The sequence below is a fragment of the Rhodococcus sp. (in: high G+C Gram-positive bacteria) genome, assembly GCF_049286785.1.
Classification (GTDB): domain Bacteria; phylum Actinomycetota; class Actinomycetes; order Mycobacteriales; family Mycobacteriaceae; genus Rhodococcus_F.
Window position 1 is genome coordinate 1 of record NZ_JBAQEO010000126.1, and the last position, 6,222, is coordinate 6,222.

5 protein-coding genes and 1 pseudogene are annotated in these 6,222 nt (G+C 64.2%); all 6 read right to left on the reverse strand.

Annotated features, from left to right (window positions below; genetic code table 11):
- Window positions 1-151 (reverse strand): annotated as a pseudogene (locus WAW17_RS04980) (alcohol dehydrogenase); the annotation flags it as partial.
- A gap of 26 nt (window positions 152-177) precedes the next feature.
- The gene (locus WAW17_RS04985; RefSeq protein ID WP_422331897.1) at window positions 178-1,677 is read right to left on the reverse strand and encodes an aldehyde dehydrogenase family protein; all 1,500 of its coding nucleotides are present in this window, start codon (window positions 1,675-1,677) and stop codon (window positions 178-180) included.
- A gap of 232 nt (window positions 1,678-1,909) precedes the next feature.
- Window positions 1,910-2,971, reverse strand: coding sequence for a 2Fe-2S iron-sulfur cluster-binding protein (locus WAW17_RS04990; RefSeq protein WP_422331898.1), 1,062 nt, complete (start codon window positions 2,969-2,971; stop codon window positions 1,910-1,912).
- A 13-nt stretch (window positions 2,972-2,984) separates the two neighbouring features.
- Window positions 2,985-3,302, reverse strand: coding sequence for an MmoB/DmpM family protein (locus WAW17_RS04995; RefSeq protein WP_422331899.1), 318 nt, complete (start codon window positions 3,300-3,302; stop codon window positions 2,985-2,987).
- The gene (locus WAW17_RS05000; RefSeq protein ID WP_422331900.1) at window positions 3,299-4,390 is read right to left on the reverse strand and encodes an aromatic/alkene monooxygenase hydroxylase subunit beta; all 1,092 of its coding nucleotides are present in this window, start codon (window positions 4,388-4,390) and stop codon (window positions 3,299-3,301) included. The genes WAW17_RS04995 and WAW17_RS05000 overlap by 4 nt, the downstream gene beginning before the upstream one ends.
- Complete coding sequence (locus tag WAW17_RS05005) at window positions 4,390-5,928, reverse strand: aromatic/alkene/methane monooxygenase hydroxylase/oxygenase subunit alpha (RefSeq protein ID WP_422331901.1); 1,539 nt, start codon at window positions 5,926-5,928, stop codon at window positions 4,390-4,392. Before WAW17_RS05005 ends, WAW17_RS05000 begins: the two co-directional genes overlap by 1 nt.
- Window positions 5,929-6,222: the final 294 nt, after the last annotated feature.

Genomic DNA, 6,222 nt, shown 5'->3' on the forward strand with positions numbered 1-6,222 from the left:
GGTCACCGTCGGTCAGATGCAGGTCCGAGTGGCACAACCCGGCGGCGGTGTATTTGATCAACACTTCGCCGACGCCGGGACCGTCGAGGTCGAGTTCCATGATCTCGAACGGCTTTCCCGGCTCGAGTAGTACCGCAGCCTTGGTCTTCATTGAAACTCCTTGTCGGAAAAAGATTGTTAGAGGGCGATATTGACGGACTTGATCTGCGTGTACAGGTCGATAGCGGAGCCGCCGAGTTCCCGTCCCCAACCGGACTGCTTGTAGCCGCCGAAGGGCATCGCGGTGTCGAAACCGTTGTACTGGTTGATCCACACCGACCCGGCCTTGAGCTTCTTCGCAGTCCGGTGCGCCTTGGAGATGTCCTTGGTCCAGATGCCGGCGGCGAGCCCGTAAATCGAGTCGTTCGCCGCGGCGACGACACCGTTGTCCGCATCGAACGGCAACGCGGCCACCACGGGACCGAAGATTTCTTCGCGGACCACGCTGAACTCCGGTTTGACGTCGACGAACACAGTCGGCTCGACGAAGTACCCGGTCTCGCCCCACCGCTTACCCCCAGTCAGAGCCCTGGCGCCGTCGGCCAGCCCGTCTCTCAGGTAGCCGGTGACCTTGTCGAACTGCTCCTGCGAAATCAGGGGTCCTAGCTGTGTGCTCGGATCCATTCCAGGACCGATTTTGACCTTGCTCGCGGCGTCGGCCACCGCTTGGGTGAAGTCTTCGAAGATGTTGTCCTGCACGTAAAGCCGTGTGCCCGCGACGCAGCACTGCCCGTGGTTGAACAACCATGCATTGAGCGAACCTTCTACGGCGAGGTCGAAGTCGGCGTCGGCGAACACCACATTTGCGCTCTTGCCGCCGAGTTCGAGCGACACCTTCTTCAGGTTGCCTTTGGCCGCGTCCACGATCTTCTTGCCGACCTCCGTCGAACCGGTGAACGCGATCTTGTCCACATCCCCGTGTCCGGACAACGCTGCGCCGGCGTCACCGAATCCGGAGACGATGTTGACCACACCCGGCGGGAACCCGGCTTCTTGGAACACTTCTCCGAGCAGCAGCGCGGTGAGCGGGGTCTGCTCGGCGGGTTTGAGGATGACGGTGTTCCCGGCGGCCAGGGCCGGCGCCAGTTTCCAGACGGCCATCAGCAGCGGGAAGTTCCACGGCACGATCAGTCCGCACACCCCGACCGGCTCGCGCAGTGTGTAGGCGTGGAACTCGCCACCGGGGGCGAACGGCATGGAGACATTGATGGTGGAGCCTTCGATCTTGGTGGCCCAGCCGGCGTAATAGCGGAAAACATCCGCCGACCAGGCGACGTCGACAGCGGTGGCGATCCCCACCGACTTGCCGTTGTCGAGTGCTTCGAGCTGGCCGAACTCGGCCGCGCGTTCGCTGAGGATGTCCCCGACGCGCCACAACAGGCGTTCGCGTTGGTTGGGTTTCATTTCCGGCCACGGTCCAGTGTCGAACGCCTTACGGGCGGCGCGGACCGCCCGATCGATGTCCTCGGCTTGGCCGTGGGCCACCTCGGTCAAGGTCGCCCCGGTGGCCGGGTCGGTGGTGGCGAAGGTTTTGCCCGAGGCGGCGTCGACCCACTCGCCACCGATCAAGAGCTTCTTGTTGCCGTTCAGGAACCCACGAACCGCCGGCATGATCGGGTGTTCTGCTACAGCTGTCATGACAAACTCCTCGAGAAAATTTTGTGTATGAAACCTATTCTTGGCGTGTCGGGTTGCGTGCGAACGCCTAGCCGCATTCCCTGCTGTTGAGCTGGCCGCCGAATGCTTCTCGCGGGCCAGGTTCGTGTATCGCGGGGATGATCGTCGGCGGGTACCCGCCTCCCGGTCGGGGGTCCGCGAGGAGAACCCTTCTGCCTCGCGGATCACACTTTTCGTGAAGGGCGTTCATGAATCATCGCCTTGCCCAGTTTGGTCGGTGTTCAGATACCTGTACCGGGTCCGATTCGGTGGCGGAATAAAATTTGTCGGCGTGAATGCGTGCCTCCGGCAGGCCCTTGGCTTCGAGGAGGCGCCCGACGGCATCGCACATCTCCGGCGCGCCGCACAGGTACGCGTCATACAGTGATGCGTCCGGGATGTCTTCGGCGACGGCTCGGGTGACCCGACCCGCGCGCCCGTTGCGCGGCAGTGTGTCCGGGGAGCCTTGCGACAGACACGGGATGAACTGGAAATCGCGTAACCTTCGCGACAGCTCGGCGAGCTCGTCGAGATACACCAGGTCACCGGTGGTGCGGGCCCCGTAGTAGAACCGGATCGGGACGTCGACCTGCTGGTCGGCGGCGTCGGTCAGAATCGACAGGAGCGGCGCGATCCCGGAGCCGATCCCGACCGCGATCACCGGACGACCCGTCTCCCGCAGAAACATCGTCCCGAACGGGGCCTCCAGATGCAGGTGCGATCCCGGACCGATCCGGTCGAGCACGCCGCTGAACACCCCGTTCTGCACACGTTTGACACAGAAGGTCAGCTCGCGTCCCGAACTCGGCGGGTTCACCAGCGAGTAGGAGCGGCGGTCCCCGGTGTCGAGGGTGAACTCCGCGTACTGACCGGCCCGAAAGCTCAGCGGCTCATCCAGCTCGACCCGCAGTTCGACCAGATTCGGTGTCATGGAGCGCTGCCCGAGGACCGTTGCCCGCCGCGTGCTGGGAGGTGTCATCGGCGGAAGCGCCTCGACTCCCTCGTGCTGGTGGATCTCGATCACCAGATCGCTCTTGGCGAAGGCGCAGCAGAGCAGGATCGCCCCGTCCTCGCGTTCGTTTCGCGGGATCGCATAGACCGACCCCGCCGAGTCGTCGACATCGCCGTCGAGCAGCCAGTGCTTACACGACGAGCAGTTCCCGTGCCGGCAGCCGTATTGCAGGTTGATGCCGTTGTGCAGGGCGGCGGTGAGGATGTCCTCGTCCTCGCCGACGGAGAACTGCTCCCCCGTCGGCTCCAGTGTTACGCGTGCCATCTCAGCCATCGGTTCAGATCTTCGCCGGTTCGAGTTGGGACATGTCCGAGGTGATGATGAAGGCGTCGTCCTCGACCTGTGCCCGCCCGTAGTAGCTGGTCATGCAGACCAGGAACCGCGACATCGTCAACGGTTTGCCAAGGTATTCCTCGACCTCCGCCAACGGGATGCGGATCGATCCCTCGGCCTCAAACAGGAAGAACGTGCCCCGATCCTGTACCCGGATCTGCGGGCACTCCTCGGCGACATAGTGCACGGCCGCCTGCGCTTCCTCGCTTTTCATCAGGACGAGCCCGATCGTTCTCCGTCCGTGCTCCCGCGTGCCACTCATGACGTCACCGCCGCGGGAACCCGCAGACCGGCCCGCTCCAGGATGTCGGCGGTCGAGCTGACGACACGCGCTCGGGCACGTTCGCCGACGCCGGACCCGGCCGGTGCGGCGTCGAAGACCGGCAGGAACGCGTCGACGGCCGCCAACGCATCCGGATACCAGGAGTCGACCCAGCCCTGGACGAGTTCGCGGTTGCGTGCTGCCGGAACGGGCCGCCCCGTCCGGTCGGTATCGGCGGTGAGCATCTTGATCAACTCCTGCGTTGCTGTGCGGTTGCGAAGCCGGTCCGCCTCCGCGGTCATCTCGATCACCGGGATGACCACGTCACCGTGCAGCGGGGCGAGCCGCCGGAAGAACTCGCTACCGATCAGGGCGGTGAACAGCGGCTCCACCACCAGGTTCGTCATCAGTACCATTTCGCCCCAGTCCTGCAGCGAGAGCAGCCGCTCCACCAGACGCCGCGCGCCCTGACACGCCGGATCGTTGAGCCAGGCCTCGGCGCCGGCGCCCTCTGTGTAGCCGGGGGCGTGCTCGTGCAGGTCCAGGCTGTAGAGCGCGATGTCCTGCTGGTGACGAAGTCGGTCCATCCCGCTGAAGGTGTAGGTCATCGACAGGGTGTCCGACAACGCCTCCCGGGTGACGAACGCATGCGCCTTGAACATCCCCCACTGGAACGAGGCGAACGCCTCGTAGTAGCGCGAGACGAGATCGAGCCACCCCGGCGCGATGTCGCCGAATGCGCCGTTCACCTTCGCGGAGGTGATCGCCCCCTGGATGGACCGTTCCTGCTGGGCTTGCAGCTTGATGTACGGCCGCTGCCACAGACTGGACGGGTCGCGGTACTGGAACCAGTTCGGATGCACCAGTGCGGTGGTTCGGGCATCCTGACAGCCGAGACCATCGGGCCGCAGCAGATACCAGCCGCCGGAGTCGAACTGGTCGAGGTCCGGCTGGGCGTTGCAGATGACCGCCTCGTACTCGCTCAGCCGGCGTTTCTGCGGTCGGATGTAGGTCAGCTCGCGTGCCGAGTAGAACCCCTCGCCCACCGTCTCGGACACCACACCCTCGGAGATCAGTTCGGTGCTCATCAGATCTCCTTAAACGCGTCGGCCGGCAACGCCTTGAGCGGGTCCTGGATGACGAAGCCGGTGCGCCGGATGTCCTCGATGGTCCACAGCCAGCGTTCCTCGGTATGCAAGTGCGGCTGTCCCATCAGGGTCCGGCCATCAGAACGCAGCAGACCGGCGTCCTCGATGTAACGGGCCAGCTCGACACCGTCGTTGACCTCCCACCAGGTCATACCGCTGTGCCGCTCCGGGGCCTGCCGGAAGATGTGCTGGCAGGCCTCCGAGCAGAAGGCGTGCCGTTGACCGGCCTTGTCGATCGACAGCCGGATCTCGTTGATATCGGGCCGCGGCATCACGGCAGGCATCTGACACGTCCGACAGATCGGGGGCATCGCGGGGAACAGTTCGAGCGCGAGGTGGCCCTTCCGCGGGTCGCCCATCTCCCGGTAGGCCTTCCAGAAGTCGCCGAAATGCTCTTCCCAGCCGGGGTACTTGTCTTCGAGGAACGCGAAGTCCTCCTCGACCATGTAGTCCGACCGCCAGGCGTGCACCGGCCACAGCGCCGCCGACACCATAGCCGCCGAATGCCCGCCCCATTCCACATGCCGCTTCGCATCGTGGATCCAGCGCGGAACCTTCAGGCCGAACGGCTCCAACCGCTCGATGTAGCTACCGGCCCAGTCGTCCCAGATCCATTGGTCCCAGTACTCCTTGTAGGACTTGAGCCGAACCTTCGAGAAGTAGTCGTAGACCGCGCCCTGGAAATTGTCGAGGAAGGCGTGCTGACGCCAGAACGCAGTGTCGAAGTCCTCCTGGAGCATCGGCAGGTTCTCCGGCTCGCTGAGCACCGCGGCAAGCGTCGAGTAGCCGTTCGCCATGTGCCGCGCCTCGTCGGACTGGATCGACAGGAACACCGACGGGGTTGCCTGATCCCCGTTCGCGGCCGCCACCTCCGTCACCGCCACGAACAGCGGGTTGGTGTACGCGGTCTCCGTGACAACCTGCAGATTCAGTGAATTGGTGATCGGGTCGTCGTTCATGAACGCTTCGAACACCGCCCGACCCGGTCGCCCGATCGGGTCGAAGGCGCGCATCTGGAACCCCGAATTGAACCCGGCCGGGTCCGGGGCGTGCTTGGCGAAGTACCGCATCAAGTACGCCTCCTGATTGGTGTGGCGCACCTCGTCGATCATCTGCGCGAGATACCCCTGGCGCAGTTCCGGGTTCTCCACCGTGTCGACAAGCATGGCGGTGCATTTCATCGCGGCGTACTCACCGAAGTCGACCAGTGCCAGTACCGGCTTCATGATCTCCATGAAGCGGGGCTCGGCCTGCCCGGAGTTGTTCATCCGGCTCAGCGCATCCTCGAGCGCACCGTACTGCCGGTCGTCCTTCTCCTCCTCCATCCCCACGTACTCACGCACCAGGGTGCGGAACGGGTCCTTGGTCTTCGGCGGGATCTTGTACTTGGTCGGATACAGCGCGTCACGACGAAAGTAGCTCGGCTCCCAGTCGAACGACTTGATCTTTTCGTGCTGAGTTGTGACCGATGGAGTCATCTACCCCGCTCCTCTAGTGTCCGACGACAGTGCCGACCACCATCGCGTTGAGACCACCATCACACGCCAGCCTGGGGTGGACTACCTCCGATCGGAGGTAGTCGATAGTCGATACTGGGGATTCGCAGCGGCCCGAACCCACGGCGGTTACCGTAAAAACATGCCCCCGCACCGTCGAGGCTAGGGCCAATACCGTGTACTTAGGGCGACGGGGTGGAGTCGCCCGAGAGGACGACAGGACGGCGGCCGATGCAGGACGCATTCCGGTGATAGGGATGTTTGACGTGGTAGACC